At 54.1% G+C, this 2500-nt stretch carries 1 tRNA gene and 2 rRNA genes (1 of these 3 cut by a window edge); all 3 read right to left on the reverse strand.

From position 1 onward, the window contains the following. Positions 1–124: 124 nt before the first annotated feature. Positions 125–201 (reverse strand) — tRNA-Met (locus AC2FGB_RS19910). Positions 202–288: 87 nt separating this feature from the next. Further along, positions 289–403, reverse strand: a 5S ribosomal RNA gene (rrf, locus tag AC2FGB_RS19915). Positions 404–585: 182 nt separating this feature from the next. Further along, positions 586–2500: ribosomal RNA gene (locus AC2FGB_RS19920) — 23S ribosomal RNA — on the reverse strand (it continues 913 nt past the right edge of the window).

Consider the following 2500-nt stretch of genomic DNA (forward strand, 5'->3'; position numbering starts at 1 on the left):
GGTTGCGGGAGTAGGGTTTGAACCTTTGGCCTTCAGGTTATGAGCCTGACGAGGTGAAGACGTTAAGCAATTGATCCAGTGGATCAATTTTAGTCTGAACGGGCTGTGTTGATATTATTCGACCTGGTTGCGGGAGTAGGATTTGAACCTACGACCTTCAGGTTATGAGCCTGACGAGCTACCGGGCTGCTCCATCCCGCGACACTAGGTTGGCCTATCGCTTTCGCTACTTGAGGCCGGGGTCGAATAAGTATTGTTATCATTTAGAGAGAATTGGGATTTTTCTAGGTTTGGCGGTGACCTACTCTCCCGGGGCTTAAGCCCAAGTACCATTGGCGCGGCAGTGCTTAACTTCCGGGTTCGGGATGGGACCGGGTGTTTCACTTGCGCTATGACCACCAAACCGAGGAAAATCCCACGTTGCGACTTGCGTAGCAAGCGCGACGGGTGGCAGGCAGCGTCTTTTGCGTGCAAAAGGCGCGTTGCCACTCGGTAGTGTAATCAATCAACAGTGCCGCTTGGCGCGACACAGCCATCGTTAGTCTAAGGTGTGTATGTTTTTGATTTGTCTTTCCATTACTGGATCAAATCAAGCCTATCGGGCGATTAGTACCGGTCAACTGAACGCATTACTGCGCTTACATCTCCGGCCTATTGACGTGGTGGTCTTCCACGGCCCTCAGGGAGACCTTGTTTTGAGGGGGGCTTCCCGCTTAGATGCCTTCAGCGGTTATCCTGTCCGATCATAGCTACCCTGCACTGCTGCTGGCGCAACAACAGGTCCACCAGTGGATCGTTCACCCCGGTCCTCTCGTACTAGGGGCAACTCCTCTCAAGTCTCCTACACCCACGGCAGATAGGGACCGAACTGTCTCACGACGTTCTAAACCCAGCTCACGTACCTCTTTAAACGGCGAACAGCCGTACCCTTGGGACCTGCTCCAGCCCCAGGATGAGATGAGCCGACATCGAGGTGCCAAACACTGCCGTCGATATGGACTCTTGGGCAGTATCAGCCTGTTATCCCCGGCGTACCTTTTATCCGTTGAGCGATGGCCCTTCCACTCGGGACCACCGGATCACTATGGCCGTCTTTCGACTCTGCTCGACTTGTCAGTCTCGCAGTCAGGCTGGCTTCTGCCATTGCACTCAACGAGCGATTTCCGACCGCTCTGAGCCAACCTTCGCGCGCCTCCGTTACGCTTTAGGAGGCGACCGCCCCAGTCAAACTACCCGCCACGCAGGGTCCCGGATCCGGATAACGGACCGCGGTTAGACATCAAGAGTGCGAAGGGTGGTATCTCAAGGGAGGCTCCACAGGGACTAGCGTTCCTGCTTCAAAGCCTACCACCTATCCTGCACATCACAATCCTGATGCCAGTGCGAAGCTGTAGTAAAGGTGCACGGGGTCTTTCCGTCTAACCGCGGGAAGCCTGCATCTTGACAGGCAATTCAATTTCGCTGAGTCGATGTTGGAGACAGCGGGGAAGTCGTTACGCCATTCGTGCAGGTCGGAACTTACCCGACAAGGAATTTCGCTACCTTAGGACCGTTATAGTTACGGCCGCCGTTTACCTGGGCTTCAATTCAAGGCTCTCACCTCTCCTTTTAACCTTCAGGCACCGGGCAGGCGTCAGACCCTATACGTCGTCTTGCGACTTCGCAGAGCCCTGTGTTTTTAATAAACAGTCGCCACCCCCTGGTTTGTGCCCCCAGCCCCTAGTTGCCTAGGAACCGGGCCTCCTTCTCGCGAACTTACGGAGGTATTTTGCCGAGTTCCTTCAACATCGTTCTCTCAAGCGCCTTGGTATTCTCTACCAGTCCACCTGTGTCGGTTTAGGGTACGGTCTTATAGGAGGGCTATTTCCAGGAACCTCTCAGCAGCCCATTCAATCCGATAAGGATGAACTACCTCTGAGATCCGTCACCACTCCACGGCCTAGGAATATTAACCTAGTTCCCATCGCCTACGCCTTTCGGCCTCGGCTTAGGGGCCGGCTTACCCTGCTCAGATTAGCTTTAAGCAGGAACCCTTGGACTTTCGGCGAGAGTGTCTCTCACACTCTTTGTCGCTACTCATGTCATCATTCTCACTAGTGATCTCTCCACCGGATCGCTCACGCGCCGGCTTCATCGAAAGCCTCTCTCCTCCAATACGCCCGAAGACGTGAAGGAGGAATGAGACTATGTCACACTACGCTCTGCTACCATGCCTTACGGCATCCTAAGCTTCGGCTCATGGCTTGAGCCCCGTTACATCTTCGCCGCAGGACAACTTATTTAGACCAGTGAGCTGTTACGCTATCTTTAAAGGATGGCTGCTTCTAAGCCAACCTCCTGGTTGTTTTGGTCGTCCCACCTGCTTTCCCACTTAGCCATGAATTGGGGGCCTTAGCTGTAGGTCAGGGTTGTTTCCCTCTCCACTACGGACGTTAGCATCCGCAGTGTGTCTGCCATCTAGTACTCCCGGGTATTCGGAGTTTGGTTAGGATCAGTAAGC

Source organism: Ruegeria sp. CDSC021 (genome assembly GCF_059610845.1).